The sequence below is a fragment of the Sphingobium sp. HWE2-09 genome (assembly GCF_035989265.1).
Lineage (GTDB): Bacteria > Pseudomonadota > Alphaproteobacteria > Sphingomonadales > Sphingomonadaceae > Sphingobium.
The window spans coordinates 223,557-241,000 of sequence record NZ_JAYKZX010000003.1 but is presented as its reverse complement, the minus strand read 5'-3'; the positions used below and the strand labels follow the sequence as shown (position 1 = coordinate 241,000).

At 63.1% G+C, this 17,444-nt stretch carries 18 protein-coding genes and 1 pseudogene; 7 read left to right on the top strand and 12 right to left on the bottom strand.

The annotated features are described in order from the left end of the window. Window positions 1-88: 88 nt before the first annotated feature. Window positions 89-1,012, bottom strand: a complete 924-nt coding sequence (locus U5A89_RS06715; protein ID WP_338160422.1) for an MlaA family lipoprotein — start codon at window positions 1,010-1,012, stop codon at window positions 89-91. 283 nt (window positions 1,013-1,295) lie between these two features. Here U5A89_RS06715 and U5A89_RS06710 point away from each other — a divergent pair, with 283 nt between their 5' ends. From U5A89_RS06710 to U5A89_RS06695, 4 genes are all read left to right on the top strand, one after another. Then, window positions 1,296-1,940 carry a PepSY-associated TM helix domain-containing protein gene (locus tag U5A89_RS06710; RefSeq protein WP_338160421.1) on the top strand — a complete coding sequence of 215 codons (645 nt, stop codon included), beginning with the start codon at window positions 1,296-1,298 and terminating at the stop codon, window positions 1,938-1,940. A gap of 11 nt (window positions 1,941-1,951) precedes the next feature. Beyond that, window positions 1,952-2,485: a DUF2271 domain-containing protein gene (locus U5A89_RS06705; RefSeq protein ID WP_338160420.1), complete on the top strand. Its 534-nt coding sequence runs from the start codon at window positions 1,952-1,954 to the stop codon at window positions 2,483-2,485. Between the two features lie 14 nt (window positions 2,486-2,499). Further along, complete coding sequence (locus U5A89_RS06700; RefSeq protein ID WP_338160419.1) at window positions 2,500-3,393, top strand: DUF4198 domain-containing protein; 894 nt, start codon at window positions 2,500-2,502, stop codon at window positions 3,391-3,393. A 110-nt stretch (window positions 3,394-3,503) separates the two neighbouring features. Next, window positions 3,504-4,370: an FAD:protein FMN transferase gene (locus tag U5A89_RS06695; RefSeq protein ID WP_338160418.1), complete on the top strand. Its 867-nt coding sequence runs from the start codon at window positions 3,504-3,506 to the stop codon at window positions 4,368-4,370. A gap of 26 nt (window positions 4,371-4,396) precedes the next feature. Here the strand turns inward: U5A89_RS06695 and U5A89_RS06690 are convergent, their stop codons facing one another. The 5 genes from U5A89_RS06690 to U5A89_RS06670 are packed head-to-tail and all read right to left on the bottom strand — an operon-like array spanning window position 4,397 to window position 7,018. Next, on the bottom strand, window positions 4,397-4,864 hold the full coding sequence (locus U5A89_RS06690) for an SRPBCC domain-containing protein (RefSeq protein ID WP_338160417.1): 468 nt from the start codon (window positions 4,862-4,864) through the stop codon (window positions 4,397-4,399). Further along, window positions 4,861-5,346: a VOC family protein gene (locus tag U5A89_RS06685; RefSeq protein WP_338160416.1), complete on the bottom strand. Its 486-nt coding sequence runs from the start codon at window positions 5,344-5,346 to the stop codon at window positions 4,861-4,863. Before U5A89_RS06685 ends, U5A89_RS06690 begins: the two co-directional genes overlap by 4 nt. Then, complete coding sequence (locus U5A89_RS06680) at window positions 5,346-6,146, bottom strand: VOC family protein (RefSeq protein WP_338160415.1); 801 nt, start codon at window positions 6,144-6,146, stop codon at window positions 5,346-5,348. The genes U5A89_RS06685 and U5A89_RS06680 overlap by 1 nt, the downstream gene beginning before the upstream one ends. A gap of 38 nt (window positions 6,147-6,184) precedes the next feature. Next, the gene (locus U5A89_RS06675) at window positions 6,185-6,547 is read right to left on the bottom strand and encodes a DUF1428 domain-containing protein (RefSeq protein ID WP_338160414.1); all 363 of its coding nucleotides are present in this window, start codon (window positions 6,545-6,547) and stop codon (window positions 6,185-6,187) included. A gap of 24 nt (window positions 6,548-6,571) precedes the next feature. Further along, complete coding sequence (locus U5A89_RS06670; RefSeq protein WP_338160413.1) at window positions 6,572-7,018, bottom strand: VOC family protein; 447 nt, start codon at window positions 7,016-7,018, stop codon at window positions 6,572-6,574. Window positions 7,019-7,130: 112 nt separating this feature from the next. On the opposite strand from U5A89_RS06670, the pseudogene U5A89_RS06665 reads away from it, so the two are divergent. Next, window positions 7,131-7,709, top strand: a pseudogene (locus U5A89_RS06665) (winged helix-turn-helix transcriptional regulator); the annotation flags it as partial. Between the two features lie 112 nt (window positions 7,710-7,821). On the opposite strand, the gene U5A89_RS06660 reads toward U5A89_RS06665, so the two are convergent. After that, window positions 7,822-8,562: an SDR family oxidoreductase gene (locus tag U5A89_RS06660; protein WP_338160412.1), complete on the bottom strand. Its 741-nt coding sequence runs from the start codon at window positions 8,560-8,562 to the stop codon at window positions 7,822-7,824. 100 nt (window positions 8,563-8,662) lie between these two features. On the opposite strand from U5A89_RS06660, the gene U5A89_RS06655 reads away from it, so the two are divergent. Continuing rightward, window positions 8,663-9,097 (top strand): winged helix-turn-helix transcriptional regulator, encoded by a 435-nt coding sequence (locus tag U5A89_RS06655; protein ID WP_338160411.1) that lies wholly within the window; start codon window positions 8,663-8,665, stop codon window positions 9,095-9,097. Window positions 9,098-9,100: 3 nt separating this feature from the next. Here U5A89_RS06655 and U5A89_RS06650 read toward each other — a convergent pair whose 3' ends face one another. The 3 genes from U5A89_RS06650 to U5A89_RS06640 all read right to left on the bottom strand — a co-directional run bounded on the left by U5A89_RS06650 (window position 9,101) and on the right by U5A89_RS06640 (window position 12,519). Next, on the bottom strand, window positions 9,101-10,030 hold the full coding sequence (locus U5A89_RS06650) for a hypothetical protein (protein WP_338160410.1): 930 nt from the start codon (window positions 10,028-10,030) through the stop codon (window positions 9,101-9,103). A 54-nt stretch (window positions 10,031-10,084) separates the two neighbouring features. After that, entirely contained in the window at window positions 10,085-11,098 is a 1,014-nt protein-coding gene (locus U5A89_RS06645; RefSeq protein WP_338160409.1) for an NAD(P)H-dependent flavin oxidoreductase, read from the bottom strand. A gap of 155 nt (window positions 11,099-11,253) precedes the next feature. After that, complete coding sequence (locus tag U5A89_RS06640) at window positions 11,254-12,519, bottom strand: aspartate kinase (protein ID WP_338160408.1); 1,266 nt, start codon at window positions 12,517-12,519, stop codon at window positions 11,254-11,256. Between the two features lie 280 nt (window positions 12,520-12,799). Between U5A89_RS06640 and ubiG the strand changes: the two genes are divergently transcribed. Further along, a complete protein-coding gene (gene ubiG / locus U5A89_RS06635) occupies window positions 12,800-13,534 on the top strand; it encodes a bifunctional 2-polyprenyl-6-hydroxyphenol methylase/3-demethylubiquinol 3-O-methyltransferase UbiG (RefSeq protein WP_338160407.1) in 735 nt (244 codons plus the stop codon). Window positions 13,535-13,550: 16 nt separating this feature from the next. On the opposite strand, the gene U5A89_RS06630 is transcribed toward ubiG, so the two are convergent. After that, a complete protein-coding gene (locus tag U5A89_RS06630) occupies window positions 13,551-14,360 on the bottom strand; it encodes a DUF1206 domain-containing protein (protein ID WP_338160406.1) in 810 nt (269 codons plus the stop codon). Window positions 14,361-14,516: 156 nt separating this feature from the next. Then, window positions 14,517-17,441 (bottom strand): TonB-dependent receptor plug domain-containing protein, encoded by a 2,925-nt coding sequence (locus tag U5A89_RS06625; protein ID WP_338160405.1) that lies wholly within the window; start codon window positions 17,439-17,441, stop codon window positions 14,517-14,519. Window positions 17,442-17,444: the final 3 nt, after the last annotated feature.

The following is a 17,444-nucleotide window of genomic DNA, read 5'->3' as shown; positions in this document are numbered from 1 at the left end:
CGCATCACAGCGTGTTCCCGCGAAGGCGGGAACCCAGTCCCGTCGTTCGAACTGGGTTCCCGCCTGCGCGGGAACACATTGCAATATCCTATTGCGGCGTATCGGCTACCGGTTCGTCCGCATCGTCGCCATAAGCGTCGGGCAACACGACCTTCGGCGCGTCCTTCTTCCCCGGCGTGCGGATGGCGTCGCCATAGATGGGCACGATCGGTTCGGACGACATGCGCCCGTGCAGCGCGTCGATCTCCGCCTGCCGCTGCTTCAGATACAGCGTCTTATAGACGGTATAAGGATCGTCCTCGTTCCGGATCGCCACGATCGTCTCGTCGAACGCCGCGCGTTCGCCCAACTGGTTCAGGATCGTGGCGGGAATGACATAGGCGGGCTTGAAGAATTTCCGGCCCAGCGCGAAGGGCAGGATCATCTTGTCCGCCGTATCGCCGACAATGTCGCGCAGCGTCGTCGGTCCGACGATCGGCAGGTACATATATGGCCCCGGCCCGATGCCATAATAGCCCAGCGTATTGGCGATGCCATTGTCGCGATGCGGCAGGTTAAACGGCTTGCGCTTGGCGACGTCGAAGAGGCCGACGAAACCCAGCGTCGAATTGACGCCGAAGCGGCCTGCCGTCTCCACCGCCTTCCCCGGCTTGAACTGCACCAGATAGGCAGCCGCGACGATCGGCTCCCCCAGATTGGAGAAGAAGTTGCGCAGCCCCTTGCGCACCGGACGCGGCAAGCCTTCATTATAGGCCTTCGCCACCGGCTCGATCACCGCCTTGTCCACCGATTGCACCGCAGCGAAGCTCTTGGCGTTGATCTGCTCCAGCGGATCGCCCTTGGGCGCGCCCTTCTCACCCGTCACGACGATGTCCTGGACATCATCCCCCTGCGGCGACGCGGGCGGTTGCGCCGCGCCAGTCGCTGCCTTGCTTGGCAGAGTGGACGGCGCGGCATCGCCTGCCTGCACGCCAATCATCATCATTCCCGCAACAACGGCCGGCAACAGCATATTATGGTCCTAGCAGCAGCCCCCACGCTCTCCCGCGCGCGACCGATCAAGAGCCATGACGTCCCGGACAGCGTTGATCCGTGTTACATCAGGCGAATAGTCCGGCTAGATGTGATGTGCCCCACCGTCAATAACAAGGCCGGGAAACCGATTGGCAACAACCAGCATTGGGATGTTGCTCGTCGAACCAGATAGGCCCGCAAAAATATCGGTAAGCGTTTGCAATTGCGAGTCGTTCGCGTTATGCGGCGGAACCTTATTTACGCAGGACGAACCGCATCCAATGCACGGAACCGCCCGCATTCAGGCGCAAAAGAAGAAAAGCGCCAAGGCCTTCTGGCTGAAGCAGCTGCATACCTGGCATTGGGTCAGTTCCGCGATCAGCCTGATCGGCCTGCTCGCGTTCGCCTTTACCGGCATCACGCTCAATCACGCTGCCGATGTTGAAGCGTCGCCGCAGACGGTCGAAAAAAGCGCGACCCTGCCTGCTAACCTGTTGGAGCAGGTCGCAGCCGACGATGCGCCGGACGTAAAGAAGCCGCTGCCGCCCTCCGTCGCCGCATTCGTCGAACAATCGGTGGGACAGGTCGGCACGGGCGACGCGGAATGGTCGGCCGATGAGGTCTATCTCGCCCTGCCCCGCCCCGGCGGCGACGGCTGGGTATCGATCGACCGCCATAGCGGCGCAGTGACCAGTGAAGCGACCAGTCGTGGCTGGATCAGCTATCTCAACGACCTGCATAAGGGCCGCAACGCCGGGACGGTGTGGAAATATTTCATCGACGTCTTTTCCGTCGCCTGCTTCGTCTTCGCGCTGACCGGCCTCGTGCTGTTGCAACTCCATGCAAAGAAGCGGCCCAGCACTTGGCCGCTGGTCGCCATCGGCCTGCTTCTCCCGGCGATCCTCGCCATCATCTTCATCCATTAAAGGGGACCATCATGCAGATCAGCCATCGCCTGGCCTTGACCGGCGCCGTCGCGATCGGCGCGGCCGGATCGGCGACCACGCCCGCCGCCGCGCAGACGCTGAACCTGAACGTCGCGATCCCGCGGCTGACGGTCGCCGAATATCATCGGCCCTATGTCGCCATCTGGGTGGAAAAGGAGGGGGCCGCGCCCCGCACCCTGTCGGTCTGGTATGATTTCGACAAGGCGAAGGGCGAAGGCACCAAATGGCTGCGCGATGTGCGCCAATGGTGGCGAGCGTCCGGTCGCACCCTGACCTTCCCGGTCGATGGCGTCACCGGTGCGACCCGCGCGCCGGGCGACCAGAAGATCGCCTTTACCGCGGGCAAGGGGCCGCTGGGCGCGCTTAGCCCCGGCAACTACACGCTGATCGTGGAGGCTGCGCGCGAAGTGGGTGGCCGCGAAGTCGTCCGCTTGCCCTTCGCTTGGCCGCCAAAGCCGGGCGCCACCGTCAAGGCCCAGGGCAGCAGCGAATTGGGCGCCGTCGCCCTCACATTTGGCAAGTAACAGGGGAAAAGACCATGAAGACCCGATTTCTGATCGCGGGCGCGATCGCCGCCCTGATGCTGCCCGCCACCGCGCAGGCTCATCGCCAATGGATGTTGCCGTCCTCCACCACCCTGTCTGGCACCGACAGCTGGGTTACGGTCGACGCCGCCATTTCCAACGACGTCTTCTATTTCGAACATTTCCCGATGGGCACGGACAATATCGCTGTGACCGAGCCTGATGGTGCGGTTGGCAAGATCGAAAATGCCGCCAAGGGCCGGTATCGCTCGACCTTCGACGTCCATCTGACCAAGCCCGGCACCTATCGCATCGCCAGCGTTTCGACCGGCGTGATGGGCAGCTACACGCTGAACGGCAAGCAGGAACGGCTGCCGCGCGGCACGACGAAGGACAAGCTGGCGAGCGTCATCCCGGCTGGCGCGACCAATGTCCAGACCGCCGAAATGTCGAACCGCAACGAGATTTTCGTGACGCTGGGGGCGCCGACCACCACCCTCTTCAAGCCGACCGGCAGCGGCATCGAACTTGTCCCCGTCACCCACCCCAATGACCTGGTATCGGGCGAAGCGGCGACCTTCCAGTTCCTGCTCGACGGAAAGCCTGCGTCCGGTCTCAAGGTCACGGTCATCCCCGGCGGTATCCGCTACCGCGACGCGCTGGGCCAGATGGACCTTGTCGCCGACAAGGATGGCAAGGTCGCGATCACCTGGCCGCAGCCGGGCATGTATTGGCTGAACGCCAGCATCGGCGGTGGACGCGAAGGCGGCCCCGGTGGTGAAGGCGGTGCTGGCGGTCCGGGCGCGCAAGGTGGCGCAGGCGCGCCGCCAGCGCCCCGCCCCGCCCCATCCGGCCCGCCGCAGCGCCGCGCTGCCTATATCACCACGCTGGAAGTGCTCGCGCCCTGATCCAGGCTGACCACCACGGCATCCGCATCGCGATAGCGCCCGGCCTGTCGCCCGACCCGTTCGTCGGGCGACAGCGCAGGGGCGCTATCGTCGCATTTGGCGGCCCCACCATGGGGACCAGTTGGTCGGCGCAGATCGTCGATCCGCCCGCAGACTGCGCGGCGGCGATCGAAGCGGTGCTGGCGCGCGTCATCGAGCAGATGAGCAATTGGGAGCCGGATTCCACCATCAGCCGCTTCAACGCCCTGCCGATCGACGCATGGATGCCGCTGCCAGCCGATATGCTGGCCGTCCTGCGCGCCGGGCTGGATATGGCCCGGCTGTCCCAGGGTGCCTTCGATCCCGCGATCGGCAGGCTGGTCGATCAGTGGGGCTTCGGCCCGGCGACCACGTCCGCGCGCGCCCTCAAAATAGCCGCGCCCTGGACACGCATAGAACTGGACGGCGACCACGCTCGTCGCCTCGCCGATGTCGCGCTCGACTTTTCCGGCATCGCCAAGGGGTTCGCGGTCGATGCCGTGGCGGCGGCCTTGCGCGCCATGGGCGTCACGAACTTCCTGATAGAGATTGGCGGCGAACTGCGCGGCGACGGGATCAAGCCGGACATCCAGCCCTGGTGGGTCGATGTCGAAGCGCCGCCCGGCCTTGCCATCCCGACGCTACGCATCGCCCTCTGCGGCCTCGCCGTCGCGACATCGGGCGACTATCGCCGCTACCGGATAGAGGATGGCGCGCGCCTGTCGCACAGCATCGACCCGGCCACCGGCACGCCGATCGCGCCGGGCGTCGCGTCCGTCACCATACTGCATGATCAGGCGATGCTGGCCGACGCCTGGGCCACCGCGATCACCGTCATGGGACCGGACAAGGGCATGGCGCTCGCCACCCGCCACGACCTTGCCGCCCGCCTGGTCCTGCGCACCGACAGCGGCGCGCAGGAATATATGACGCCCAAACTCGCGGCGATGCTGGACTAGGACCAGGCGATGGCGCGCACTTTGTTTTAGGCGCTCGCCGCCGACCTCTCGCTCAACGCCTTGAATTGCGCCAGCATCATGTCCCAGCCGGGATGAAAGCCCATCGCCTCATGCCGCGCCTTCGCCTCGGCATCCCAATGGCGGGCCGTCGCGGTGACGCGGGTGCCGTCGCCCTCATCCTCGAACTGCCAGATTGTGGTGATGAACGGCGTCTGCGGCACCCATCCTGCGGCATAGGCGTCCGTCGTCACCGCCAGCGCATTGGGAACGACCTCCAGAAACACGCCCTCCATCGGGCCGGTGTCCTCACCTTCGGGGCCGAACATCTGCACCGCGCTGCGTCCGCCGGGGCGCAGATCCTGCGCGATCACCTGCGCGCGCCAGGGCTTGGGGCAAAACCATTCATCCTTCAGGTCCACCCACACTTTCCAGCAGATCGCGCGCGGCGCTTCGACCAGGCAGGTGACTGATAGTTCGTTATCCGCGCCGCTCATGCCGTCTCTCCGTCAAAGGCCGCCTGCATCGCGGCGGTGTCCAGTTTCTGCATCGTCATCATGACCTGCATCATGCGGGCGATCCCGGCTTTATCGCCGCTATGGTAATTGGCCATGATCCCCTGCGTCACCAATTGCCAGGACAGGCCATATTTGTCCTTCACCCATCCGCACGGCCCGGGCGATCCGCCATCGGTGGTCAGCGCATCATAGTAGCGATCCAGCTCCGCCTGGTCCGCGCACCCGACCGACAGCGACACCGCTTCGGTAAAGGGAAAGTTCGGCCCGCCGTTGAGCGCCTGATAGCTTTGCCCGAACAGGGTGAACTCGACCAGCAGCACGCCGCCGCCCGCCCCCGGGGTTGGCACGTCGTCTGGATAATGGCTCACATGATCCACCGACCCGCCGAAGACCGACACATAGAAACGCGCCGCCTCCTCGGCCTGGCCGTCGAACCAAAGGCAGGGGGAGATCTTGCCCATCACGCCTCTCCCTTGCTGCCGACCAGCGCGAACATCGCGCCCTGCGGATCGGTCGCCTGGATGATCCAGCCGCCACCCGGCACTTCCATAGGTCCGTTCAGCACCTGTCCGCCGCCCGCCGTCACCTTCTCCACCGCAGCGTCGATGTCGCGGACAGTGAAGTAGAAGAGCCAGGCCGCCCGTGGCATCATCGACGGCACCGGCATGATGCCGCCGGTCATGTCCGCAAAATCGCTGCCGCCGCTTTGCGACACCAGCTGATAGCGACCCATATCACCCATATCCATGGCGTCCCCCTGGGTCCAACCGAACTGGCCAGTGTAGAAGGCCAAATCCTGGTCGAAATTCCCGGCATAAAGTTCGTGCCAGCCGACATGGCCCGGCGCCATCGGCGGCGCGGCCTCCATCCCTTCGGGGCTGGAGCCTTTGAGCAGCATGAAGATCGCACCGCCCGGATCGGCCATGACTGCGAACCGCCCCACGCCGGGGATGTCTTCGGCCGGGCGCATCACCTTGCCGCCCGCCGCGCTAAGCCTTTGGGCGTCCGCATCGACATCCGCCGACCCGACATAACCGCCCCACCAGGGCGTCATGCCGCAATCCTTGGCCTCGGCCGGGATCGCCATGACCCCGCCCACCGCGCCCGCGCTGCCCGACACCACCATATAGGGATCGTCGGTCCGCTCGCCGCCAAAGGCCTGCGCCGTCCAGCCCAGCACATCGCCATAAAAAGCGAGCGCCGCCTGCGGGTCGCTGGTCATCAATTCGTACCAGAAGAATTTACCGGTCAGATCGATCATGGTTTCTCTCCTGAAAAAATAATTGCAATCCGTTCTGCCTACGCTTTCACGTCCAGCAAAACCTCGAACCCGCCATAGATCATCCGCGCGCCCGAAAAGGGCATCGGCTCGCCCTCCTTGGGCTGCATGCGTTCATCCTTCATGACTTTTTCCGCGCCAGCGTCACGCGTCGCCTTGTCGGGCCATTCGATCCAGGAGAAGACGACTTCTTCCTCCTCTTCCGCGATCACGGCGGTGCGGAAATCATTGGTCTTGCCGACTTTGATGTCGCTGCCCCAACACTCCACGACGCGCGTCGCGCCATATTCCATGAAGATCGGCGCGGCATAAGCGGCCACCTCCTTGTAGCGGTCCTTATTGCCCTTGGGCACCGGGATTACGAAACCGTCCATATAGGCCATCGTGTCTCTCCTTCTTGTGATCGTTCAGGCTGCGGTATGTTCGCCCTTATTGGCTGCAACCGCCGCTTGCGTATCCATCCAGAAACTGTCCCACATATGCCCGTCCAGGTCGGCAAAGCCCCGGCCGTACATAAAGCCATGATCCTGCGGCGGATTAGGCTCCGTCCCGCCCGCCGCCAACGCCCGGTCAACGACATCGTCCACCGCTTCCCGGCTGATTTCCGACAATGCCAGTCCCATCTGGACGCTGTCCTGCGCATTCGAAATCGGTCGGCTGGTAAAGCCGGAAAACCGCTCGTGCGTCAGCAGCATGGCATGGATCGTATCGGAAAAGCTGATCATCTGCGAACTGTCATCCGCGAAATCATCGTTCCGCACCGCACCCACCGCTTCATAAAAAGCGATGGAGGCGGGCAGGTCACGAACCGGCAGATTGACGAAGATCATCTTGGCAAAGGCTGGGTTGGACATCGCGCATCTCCTGCAAGTGGGTCGGCCATCGTCTCGACGGGCCGACTCGACACTTGAACTTTGTGCGCCTCATGATTACCTTATGCAACATATAAGTTAGAAAAGATAACTAATGAGTCAGATAACCAGAAAACGCGCTTATCAGGACGGATGCGCCGTCGCCCATGCGCTCGACATTATCGGCGATCGCTGGGCGATGCCGGTCATCCGCGAACTGATGCTGGGGCCAAAGCGCTTCACCGATCTACGCACCGGCCTCCCGGGCATCAGCGCCAATGTGCTGACGCAAAGGCTGGAGGAGTTGGAAGCGGCCAGCATCCTCATCCGCCGCCGCCTGCCCCCGCCCGCCGCCAGCCAGATTTACGAACTGACCGACTGGGGCCGCGAATCGGAGATAGTGTTTCAGGTGCTGGGCCGCTGGGCCGCCCGGTCCCCGACGATGGAGCCGGGCAAGCCGATGAGCCAAGTATCGGTGGTGCTGTCGCTGCGCACGATGATCGACCGCAGCCGCATCGGCGACCTTAACGCCACTATCGGCTTCCGCTTCGGCGAGGAAGAGTTTCGCGCCACGTTGAAGGACGGCGATTTCCTGATCGACCGGGGCGACGCCGCAGGTGCGGACGCGATCATCAGCGGCGACCAGAATGCGCTGGTCGCGGTCGTCTATGGCGGCGCGCGCTATGCCGACATGGCGGGCGCGCTGACGGTGGAGGGGGATGAGGCGCTGGCCGAACGCTTTGCGGCTCTCTTCCCCTCCCGCCCAAGGCACCGAACATGGTCAGTGCTTAGCGCCCAGGCGCGCCTTAATGCGCGCCGTTCAGCATCGCGAACACCTGCGCGAAGTCGCCGCGCTGTGTCGCCTCGCTCAGAAACTTCACCCGCTCGACATGGATTTCGGGCGGCGTCGGCTCCTGCTGTAGCAACGCCATCGTTTCGGCGATGAAGTCCGCCAGCTTCATCATATCGTTATTCTGCGCGTGGCCTGGCATCAGGTCGGTCTGCACGCCGGGCGGCACGATTTCCACCACCTCGACACTGCCGCCCTTCAATTGCTCGCGCATTGCCAGCGACCAGCCATGGATCGCCGCCTTGGTCGCGCTATAGGTTGGCGTCGCCGCCAGCGGCACGAAGGCCAGCCCCGACGATACGGTCAGGATCGTCGCTGCCGGCTGCGCCTCCAGATGCGGCAACAAGGCGTGGGCCAGGCGGATTGGCCCCAGCAAATTGGTGGCGATCGTCGCCTCCGCTATGGCCAGGTCGATCTTCTCTTCCGCCACCATGATGCCCGCGTTCAGCAGCACCGCGTTCAATGCCGGGAAGTCTGCGATCAGCTTGTTTGCGAAGGCCACGATCGCCTCGGGGTCTTCCATGTCCAGCGTCATCGCCGCCATGCCGGGATGCGCAGCAACGACCGCGTCCAGCGCGTCCTGCCGCCGTCCCGCGATGATCACCTGATTGCCCGCCTCATACAGCGCGTGCGCCCACGCCGCGCCAATGCCTGAACCGCCGCCGGTGATGAGGATGGTGTTACCTGAATTGCGCATGGGATCGGCTCCTTTGAATTGGCTTCCTCCTCAATTTAACGCTACGCTCTCTTTTAGAAAGTAGGCACTGCAAAGTGCCGTAGTCACCCAAAGGTTAGAAATGGAAAAATCGTTGCAGAACCGCTTTGCCGCCGATGATATCGCCCAGGCGGAACGCTATCTGGCGAATGATGAGTCGGCCGACGTCGATCCGCGGGTCGAAAGGCTGGTCAATGAGTTGATCGGCCGGATCGCCGACAAATGGACGCTGCTGGTGCTGGAGGCGCTGGAAGAAAAGGGGACGCTGCGTTTCACCCAGATCGGCCGGGAGGTGGAGGGGATTAGCCAGAAGATGCTGACCCAGACGTTGCGCCAGATGGAGCGCGACGGCCTGCTCACCCGCACCGTTCATCCCGTCGTACCACCGCATGTCGATTATGCGCTGACCCCGCTCGGCAACAGTCTTAGCGCCGCCTTTTGCGGCGTATGGGTCTGGGCGGCGCGCCACCTCGACACCGTCGAAGCCGCGCGCGCCCAATTCGACGCGCGCGACTGACGCTTATTCCTGCGTCGTGGGCAAAGGCTGCACGACCAGCTTGGGTTCGCTATTGTCCGGCAAGGTCCGGGTCGGCGCAGGCGGCCCGGACAGGGTAGCGCCCGGCGCGCCCGCGACAGGAGTGGACGGCGTCATGCCCGTGGCAGGTGGCGGACTGGCCTCTAGCGTACTCTTGTAACTGGGCGACCATCCCTTGGGCGGCGCTTCGCCCGGTGGGATCGGCGGCGGCGGCAGCGGCGTGGGCGATACGACCACCGTCACCGTCGCGCCGAACCGCGACTGCCATTCGGCCAGCCGCCGCAGATAATCGGCATAGGCCGCGTAAAATTCCTGGAACGGCTTTTCCAGCTCGGCCAGCAGGGCGGGCGCCGCCACCAGCAACTGATCCGATGGCATCGCGATGATCTTCTGCCCCACTGTCACAGCGACGGGGCAGAAATCCTTGATCACCGGCGGCAGAGCGAAGAAATTATAGACGACGGTGTTCAACCGTTCGCGCGACGCCATGCCCGAACTGCCATAAGCGACGCTGTAATTGCGATCGACCGCGGCATTGGCGCTGTTCAGCATCACCTTATGCAGCGACAATATTTGGTTATACTGGTTGCGCGCCACTGGCCCATATTTGTCGCAATTGAGCGCCGCGACGTTCAGCGCCATACGGATGTGCCACAGCGCCGTGTTGGACGTGACGCCGCGATTGGCGGTCAGATATTTGCCGTCCGCATCCTTTTCCGGAATGCTCATGCCCTGGGCCGCGTTGGACGGCGGCATCGGCTTGATGGTCGGCACCACGACCGGGGGCGGCGCAGGCGGCGGTGATGGCGGCGGGGTCGAACAGGCCGCCAGCACGGCCAGCGATACGAGCGAGAGGCGGCCGATATGGCGCGATGACAACATCAAATTCTCCGGTGGGACTTTACGCACGGTCATGCCGGGCATTTGGCTCGGAGGAAATATGCTTAAGCCTCGGTTCGCCGCAAGCCTTTAGGCGACTCGCCGCTCCAAAGCCGTGGCAGCCTGCTCCATCAGTTGCGCGATGATGTCCGCAACCGGCTCTTCCTTCGTCACCATGCCGACCGATTGGCCCGCCATCAACGACCCGCCCTCGACATCGCCATCGATCACCGCCTTGCGCAGCGCCCCGGCCCAATAATGTTCGATCTGCAGCTGCGCTTCCATCATGTCGACTGCGCCGCTGTCCAGCAGGTTGGCGACTTCGCGCTGCTTGGCGGTGAAGGCTTCGGTGCCGACATTCTTGAGCGCGCGCACCGGGATCACCGGCAGGCGCGGGTCGATCTGCACGCTGGCGATCGCGTCGCGCGCCGACGCGCGGAAGAAGGCCTTCTTGAAATTGGGATGGGCGATGCTCTCGCTCGCGCAGGCGAAGCGCGTGCCCAGCTGCACGCCCGCCGCGCCCATTTCGAGGTAAGCGGCGATCGCTTCGCCCCGGCCGATGCCGCCCGCGACGAAGACGGGCACTTGGCTCGCCATTTCCGGCAATATTTCCTGCGCCAGCACGCTGGTCGCCACCGGGCCGATATGGCCGCCCGCCTCCATACCTTCCACCACCAGCGCATCGACGCCGGACCGCACCAGCTTCTTCGCCAAACTCAGCGCCGGGGCAAAACAGATCAGCTTCGCGCCCTTCTGCTTGATCGCCTCGATGCTGCCCTTGGGCGGCAGGCCTCCGGCCAGCACGATATGGCTGACCTCATGCCGCGCGCACACGTCGATCAAATCGAACAGCTGCGGATGCATGGTGATCAGGTTCACGCCGAACGGCTTGCTCGTCAGCGCCTTGGTCGCCGCGATCTCCGCGTCCAGCAATTCGGGCGTCATCGCCCCGCATGCGATCACGCCAAAGCCGCCGGCGTTGGAGATTGCCGACACCAGATGCCGTTCGCTGACCCAGCTCATCGCCCCACACAGGATCGCGCTCTCGCACCCGAAAAATTCCGCGCCGCGGGCCATCAGGGACGTGAGTTTGGCGTGGGTCATATTCATTCCGTTCAAAACCAAAAAAGCCCCTCCCTTTCAAGGGAGGGGTTGGGGTGGGTGCGCCGCACAGCGGCGCTCCGAGCCATCACCGGGGAGCAGGCTCGCTTCGCTCGCACCCACCCCTAGCCCCTCCCTAACGGGGAGGGGAATAGAATTTATGCCACCGGCGCGTCCAGACCGTAAGCGGTATGCAACACACGCACCGCCAGTTCCGTCTCATCCTCGTCGATCAGCACCGACACCTTGATCTCGCTGGTGGAGATCGCCTCGATATTGATGCCGCGTTCGGCCAGCGTCTTGAACATGGTCGCCGCCACGCCCGCATGGCTGCGCATGCCCACACCCACAACGCTGATCTTGGCGACTTCGGTATCCGTGATGATGCGGCGGAAACCGATCGCATCCTTATTGGCTTCCAAGATATCGACGCTGCGGGCCAGGTCCGCGCGCGGGACGGTGAAGGTGACATCCGTCTCTTCATTGTCCTTGCTGTCATTCTGGATGATCATGTCGACATTAATCGCCGCGTCGGCCAAGGGCGTGAAGATGCTGGCGACTGCGCCGGGCTTGTCGGGCACGCGGGTCACGATGATCTTCGCCTCATTCTTGTCATGGGCGATGCCGGTGATGAGTTGACGTTCCATCTTGTCTTCCTTGAGCTTGGCTTCCAGTTCCGCGTCGCTGACGATCAGCGTGCCGGGCAAATCCTGCTGCGTGGGATCGTCGAAGGACGACAGCACCTGCACCACCACGCCCTCCTTCATAGCCAGGCCCACCGAGCGCGTCTGCAACACCTTGGCGCCAACCGACGCCAGTTCCAGCATCTCCTCGTAAGTGACTAGGTCCAGCTTGCGCGCGCGCGCCACGATCCGCGGGTCCGTGGTATAGACGCCATCGACGTCGGTATAGATGTCGCAACGATCCGCCTTTATCGCCGCGGCCACCGCGACCGCCGACGTGTCGGACCCGCCACGACCCAGCGTTGATACCCGCCCGTCGGCCATCATGCCCTGGAAACCGGGGATTACCGCGACGGTGCCCGACCGCATCGACGCCAGCAGGTCCAACGTGTCGATGTCGCTGACCCGCGCCTTGGCATGGGCCTCGATCGTGCGGATCGGCAATTGCCAGCCGAGCCAGCTGCGCGCATCCACGTCCATGGCTTTCAATGTCATCGCCAGCAGCCCGCTGGTGATCTGCTCGCCCGCCGCGACGACGACATCATATTCGGCCGGATCGTAGAGCGCCGATGCTTCCTTGCAGAAGCCCACCAGCCGGTCCGTCTCGCCCGCCATGGCCGACACCACGACCGCCACTTCATGGCCCTGGCTCACGACATGTTTGACGCGCGCCGCCACGTTGCGAATTCGCTCCATCCCCGCCATGGAGGTGCCGCCGAATTTCATCACGATGCGCGCCATGTGTGTGTCGAGCCTGCCTGTAGTTATGAAAGAAAATGTCCCAAAAGGGCCAAACGGCGCTCCTATTAGCAGTCGCGGCGCAGATGGCAAGCAATCCTGCCATATGCGCCACAGCACACCGGCGCTCACTCTTTTGGCTTCAACGGTATCGGTCCATTTGCCTCCTGTCCGTAGCCTGCTAAAAAGCGGCACCAGGACAATCGAAACCACCCCTCCCCGTTCACCCTGAGCATGTCGAAGGACAGTTCTTATTTCTGGGGATCATATACCAAGGCGCATCATGACCGAAACCACCGCCACGATCGACCCGAAGGAAGCCGCTCATTTCGGCACCATGGCCGCCGACTGGTGGAACCCCGACGGCTCCAGCGCGATGCTGCATAAGCTCAACCCCGTGCGTCTGCGCTATATCCGCGCCGCGATCGACCAGCGCTGGCCGGGCCAGGCGCAGGCGTTCCGTCCGCTGACGGGCAAACATGCGCTCGACGTCGGCTGCGGCGCGGGGCTCCTTACCGAACCGCTCGCACGGCTGGGCGCCACCGTCACCGGCCTCGACGCCGCGCCCGAGAATATCGCCGCCGCGCAGGCCCATGCCGCCGCCCAGGGACTGTCCATAGACTATCGCGCCACCCCGGTGGAGGGGCTGGCCGACACCGGCTTCGACCTCGTCACCTCGATGGAGGTGATCGAACATGTCGCCGATCCAGCCGCCTTTATCCGCGCGCTGGCCGCCAAACTGGCGCCCGGCGGCGTCATGATCCTCTCCACCCCCAATCGCACGCCACTGTCCCGCCTCGCCATGATCACCATCGGCGAAAGCGTCGGCGGCATCCCGAAGGGCACCCACGACTGGCATAAATTCCTGACGCCCGACGAACTGACCGCTCTGCTGGATCAGGCAGGCCTCGCCGTTACCGACAGCAGCGGCCTGGCTTTCGATCCGGGACGCGGCTTCACCCTGTCGGCCAACAAGGCGATCGATTATTTCCTGACCGTCCAGCACAAGCCAGCCTGACGGAATAGGTACGCGTTCACAGAAAGCCCGGCTTGCGCACCTTGATCCGGCGGTAACGCGCCTCGATCAGGCTGAACAGACCGAACAAGGCCAGCCCGAACGCGACGATGCCCAGGATCGCCGCTCCTTCGGGTTGCGCACGTAACTGCTTCAATGCTTCGCCTAGGCCACCCGCGCGATCGGCGTCATGGTTTGTCGCCGCCATGATCAGGAACCAGCCGATGATCGCAAAGATCACCGCCCGCGCCGCATAACCACACCGCCCGATCCACCGCACATAATGGGGTGCAGGCACCTGCGCATCCAGTTCGTCGAACCGCGCTTTATAAGCCTTGATCGCCTGCGCCGCAGCGACCGCGAAGAAACCGCAGCTGACGACGATCAACATCGCCGTGCCACCCGGCTGCGCCAGCAGCCATCCCGACCAGCTTTCCGCGCTCTGGTCGCCCGGGCTGCTCCCCTGCGCCGACGTCTGCTTGAGCGCCAGGCGCGCGGCGGCGGTCGCCAGCATGATATGGGTGATCCCGCTCACGGCATAACCCGCCCGCTCGAACCGGCCCTTCAGGTCGCGGCTGCGATTTTCCGGATCGGTGATCGCTTCAGTCAGCCGCCAGATTGCATAACCGACAAACCCGATCGCGCAGATCGCCAGCAGGGCATGACCCAACGGCGCTCCCGCCAGCGTACCCAGCGCGCCCTGATTGTCCATGGGCTGCCCACCATTGACCGCCACGTCCAGCGCGAACCACCCGATCAATATATAGACCATCCCCCGCGCGGCGAACCCGACCCGCGCCAAAAGGGTCATTCGGTCATCATAGGTCATGCAACACTCCCTGCTGCAGCGCCAATGTCTTGGGAAGGCGTCCGTTCCATGGCGATACGCTCAGCACATCCAGCACGGAGCAATCAGGACGAAGCGGACCACCAAAAAGGGGCGGATAATCCGCCCCTTATCCGCATCTACATTACCTTGGTCACATTACATCGTGATCTTGGCGCCCGCATACATATAGCGGCCGACATAGCTGACCGGATAGTTGGACGATGCGATCGACGGCTGTTGGTCGAACAGGTTGTTCGCGCCGACATAGAAGCGGAACCGTTCGTCTACATCATAGGCCACATACAGATCGTGCTGCCACTTTTCCTTATACCGCAGATATTTCGCCTCGGCGATATCCGGATTGGCATCGGTCTGTTCGATCGTATAGCGGCGCGTCTTGCTAAACCAGCTGACACCATAGTTGATGGTTAGCTTGTCCATCTTCCAGGTGATGTCGCCGGTGGCATTCCATTTAGGGAAATAGGCTTCCTCGCGGTCGATGTTGACCTCGGCACCAGGCGTAGCAATGAACTGCAACTTGTCGAGATAGCCACCGACCAGCGAGATGCTGAACGCCCCCGCCTTCGCCGTGTTGAAGCTGTAGTTCAGCTTCATGTCGGCGCCAGCGGTACGGAAATTAGCAACATTTTGCGGCTGGACGAAATAGCCGTTGATGAAGCCTGTACCGTTTGCGCGGCTGATATTCTGGCAATAGACATTGTCCAGCGTCGGCTGATCGACGCACAGGCCGGCCAGTTCTTCCGCCGTCGGCGTGCTGATCGCATTCTTGATCTTGATGTCATACCAGTCGAATGACGCGATCAGGCCAGGAATGAAGCGTGGGCGCAGAACGGTGCCGGCCGTCCATGTCCGTGCCGTTTCTTCCTGCAGGTTGCGATTGCCGCCGGAATTGCCCGGCAGGCTGACAGTTGCGGTCGGATCATTTTCCGGGTTGAATGCGGCGATCTGGCCCGGTGTCAGGCCAGCGGCGGCCAGCGTTGCCTGGCAGTTGGCGACACGATATTGCGTCCCTTCACCAATATAGACGGGGTCGCACGGATCGCCGATGAATGAGAAACCGCCATTGCGCGGTGCGAATAACTCGGTGATGTTAGGTGCACGCACCGCTTCGGACAATGTACCGCGGAAGGTGATGTCGGGGATCGGCGCATAGGTGCCGTCCACCTTCCAGGTCGTGGTTTTGCCGACGGTCGAATAATCAGACAGCCGCACCGCCGCGCCGAAGGACAGGGTGTGGGCAAACGGCACGTCCTTGAGCACCGGCACCGACAATTCGCCGAAGATTTCCTTCACATCGAAGCTGCCCTTTTCGGGCAATTGTACCGAGAAATCCGCCAATGCACCTTGCTGCAACAGCTCGTCGGTGACGAAGCGGCTCTTTTCCTTGCGATATTCGGCGCCTAGCGCGAAGCCGATCGGGCCGCCCGGCAGTTCGAAGAACTGACCGAAATCACCAGAGATAGATCCAGATACGACATGCTGCTGAAGCCTGGCCCGGTTCAAGATATCCGTATTGACCCAATCGAGCGCCGCCTGGCTAGGCGCGCCATTGCCCAGCAGGTTGAGCGGCTGGCAACCGCTGCCTGCGCCCGGCGTGAAGGTCGTTGCGGGGGCATCATAATTGTCAGGATTGATGTTGGCCGTCGGGTCCAGGTCCGACCGGCAGACGATCTGGCCGGTCGCCGGATCGCGTACCGCATCGATCGCCGCCCAATAACGGTCGCCGATGCGATAGTCGGTCAGCAGCACCTTCGACTTGGTCTGGCCGAATACATAGGACAATTCATAGCGGGCGTGATCGGAAATCGCTCCCTCGAACCCGCCCACGAAGCGCATCGTTTCGCGCTCATTCCTCTCGCCGCGCACGCCCATGTCGAAATTGTCGCGCGAAATCAGCGCGCCGTCCGGTGCAAGCGCGCCGAACCGATCCTGCAAATAGGCGTTGTCGGGCGTCAGATAAGTGAAGAAGTCGAACGACGGCTGCGACACCGTGCTGGTCTTGTTCTTCACATATTTGGCTTCAAAGAAAAATTTCACTGCATCGCTGAAGTCGTAATGCGACAGCAGGTTGAAATTATGCACCCGGTTATAGGCCTGCAGGTCGCCCTGATAGCCGGCCAGCGGCGTGCTGTCCCCACCCTGCGTCAGGCCGCCCGACGACGGCAGCAACAGGCCGCGATCATAGACCTTGCCCTCGCCGGTGAAATCCGGAATGCCGTCAAGATCGACATCGACCGCGCCACCTAGCGAACTGTCGGCATAGCGTAGATTGTTGAACGGTCGGCGGTCGGGCACATTGGGATCGTCGGGGATGTCAGCCGGATCGCGCACGATGCCGTAGGTTTTAAGCGGATTGCCGGTCCGCTCCCGGTTGAAGCTGCTCAAACGGTCCTGTTCGCGAAATTCGTAAGACAGCGCGATGTTGCCGCGCCCGTCGCTGAAATTCTTGCCATAGGTTACCGAACCATAGCGCTGTCCGGCATCGCCCCGGCTGGAAATGCCGATCTGACCGCTTGCCTTGAACCCTTCGAAATCGCGCTTCAGCCGGAAATTGACCACGCCTGACACGCCGTCCGCACCATAGATGGCGGATGCACCGCCCGTCAGCACGTCGACGCCTTCGATAAGGTCGTTGGGGATGGTGTTGATGTCGACCGCCGCGGAACCGGACAGGCTCGACACATGACGGCGGCCATTAACTAGTACGAGCGTGCGATTCTCGCCCAGCCCGCGCAGGTCAAGCAGCGCGACGCCGACAGCCCCGAAATCGCTATTGGAACCCGATGTCCGCGCGCCGCCCAGCGAATTGATCAACGCGGGGTTTTGCGCCAGCGTGTCGATGATCTGCACATTGCCTGCCTGCTCCAGCGTCTCGGCGGTTACAGTCACCAATGGGTTGGCAATGTTATAATCGCTGCGCTGGATACGGCTGCCGGTCACGACGATCGTCTCGGAGTCATCTGTCGAAGCGGCATCCTGCGCCATCACAGGGCAGGCAAATAGGGTCGAAAGCGCGCTGGCCGCAAGAAGCCGACGCGCCGCAGCAGCGGTACGATGCATGAT

Bases quoted from the DNA above. Each gene is read 5' to 3' on its own strand.
- U5A89_RS06670 (WP_338160413.1), bottom strand. From the start codon at position 7,018: ATGTCCAACCCAGCCTTTGCCAAGATGATCTTCGTCAATCTGCCGGTT.
- U5A89_RS06715 (WP_338160422.1), bottom strand. From the start codon at position 1,012: ATGCTGTTGCCGGCCGTTGTTGCGGGAATGATGATGATTGGCGTGCAG.
- U5A89_RS06705 (WP_338160420.1), top strand. From the start codon at position 1,952: ATGCAGATCAGCCATCGCCTGGCCTTGACCGGCGCCGTCGCGATCGGC.
- U5A89_RS06675 (WP_338160414.1), bottom strand. From the start codon at position 6,547: ATGGCCTATATGGACGGTTTCGTAATCCCGGTGCCCAAGGGCAATAAG.
- U5A89_RS06695 (WP_338160418.1), top strand. From the start codon at position 3,504: ATGGGGACCAGTTGGTCGGCGCAGATCGTCGATCCGCCCGCAGACTGC.
- U5A89_RS06685 (WP_338160416.1), bottom strand. From the start codon at position 5,346: ATGGGCAAGATCTCCCCCTGCCTTTGGTTCGACGGCCAGGCCGAGGAG.
- U5A89_RS06710 (WP_338160421.1), top strand. From the start codon at position 1,296: ATGCACGGAACCGCCCGCATTCAGGCGCAAAAGAAGAAAAGCGCCAAG.
- U5A89_RS06645 (WP_338160409.1), bottom strand. From the start codon at position 11,098: ATGACCCACGCCAAACTCACGTCCCTGATGGCCCGCGGCGCGGAATTT.
- ubiG (WP_338160407.1), top strand. From the start codon at position 12,800: ATGACCGAAACCACCGCCACGATCGACCCGAAGGAAGCCGCTCATTTC.
- U5A89_RS06630 (WP_338160406.1), bottom strand. From the start codon at position 14,360: ATGACCTATGATGACCGAATGACCCTTTTGGCGCGGGTCGGGTTCGCC.
- U5A89_RS06680 (WP_338160415.1), bottom strand. From the start codon at position 6,146: ATGATCGATCTGACCGGTAAATTCTTCTGGTACGAATTGATGACCAGC.
- U5A89_RS06650 (WP_338160410.1), bottom strand. From the start codon at position 10,030: ATGACCGTGCGTAAAGTCCCACCGGAGAATTTGATGTTGTCATCGCGC.
- U5A89_RS06655 (WP_338160411.1), top strand. From the start codon at position 8,663: ATGGAAAAATCGTTGCAGAACCGCTTTGCCGCCGATGATATCGCCCAG.
- U5A89_RS06690 (WP_338160417.1), bottom strand. From the start codon at position 4,864: ATGAGCGGCGCGGATAACGAACTATCAGTCACCTGCCTGGTCGAAGCG.
- U5A89_RS06640 (WP_338160408.1), bottom strand. From the start codon at position 12,519: ATGGCGCGCATCGTGATGAAATTCGGCGGCACCTCCATGGCGGGGATG.
- U5A89_RS06660 (WP_338160412.1), bottom strand. From the start codon at position 8,562: ATGCGCAATTCAGGTAACACCATCCTCATCACCGGCGGCGGTTCAGGC.
- U5A89_RS06700 (WP_338160419.1), top strand. From the start codon at position 2,500: ATGAAGACCCGATTTCTGATCGCGGGCGCGATCGCCGCCCTGATGCTG.
- U5A89_RS06625 (WP_338160405.1), bottom strand. From the start codon at position 17,441: ATGCATCGTACCGCTGCTGCGGCGCGTCGGCTTCTTGCGGCCAGCGCG.